The sequence below is a fragment of the Vibrio sp. 1562 genome (assembly GCF_033340155.1).
GTDB classification, from domain to species: Bacteria; Pseudomonadota; Gammaproteobacteria; order Enterobacterales; family Vibrionaceae; genus Vibrio; species Vibrio alginolyticus.
Window position 1 is genome coordinate 1 of sequence record NZ_JAWOVY010000369.1, and the last position, 690, is coordinate 690.

A 690-nucleotide genomic window follows, 5' to 3' on the forward strand; every position below is an offset into this window, starting at 1 on the left:
CGTAACGCTGACCACTGGCGGCAACTTAAACGTGGATGACCCTGATGCAGGTGAAGCGGTATTCCAACCGCAAACCGACGTTCAAGATGGCAACTGGGGTACGTTCTCTATCGATGCTGATGGCAACTGGACGTATGCGCTGAACAATAATCATCCAGACGTGCAAGCGTTAGACGCTGATAGCGATCCGGTGACTCGCACCATGACAGTGACGTCTGCAGATGGCACGACTCATGACGTGGTCGTGACGATCACGGGCTCAGACGACAAAGCGATCATCACACCAGATCAACCGGGTGATGATAAAGGCGCGGTTCAAGAAGACGTAACGCTGACCACTGGCGGCAACCTAAACGTGGATGACCCTGATGCAGGTGAAGCGGTATTCCAACCGCAAACCGACGTTCAAGATGACAATTGGGGTACGTTCTCTATCGATGAGCAAGGTAACTGGACGTATAAGCTGAACAATAATCATCCAGACGTGCAAGCGTTAGGCGCCGATAGCGATCCGGTGATTCGCACCATGACAGTAACATCTGCGGACGGCACGACTCATGACGTGGTCGTGACGATCACGGGCTTAGACGACAAAGCGATCATCACACCAGACCAACCGGGTGATGATAAAGGCGCGGTTCAAGAAGACGTAACGCTGACCACTGGCGGCAACTTAAACGTGGATGACCC

The 690-nt window shown here is 53.2% G+C and carries 1 protein-coding gene; it reads left to right on the forward strand.

Going from position 1 to position 690, the window contains the following annotated elements; genetic code table 11:
• The coding region (locus R7Z49_RS25235) for a VCBS domain-containing protein (protein WP_318112417.1) at positions 1-690 on the forward strand (690 nt) is incomplete at both ends.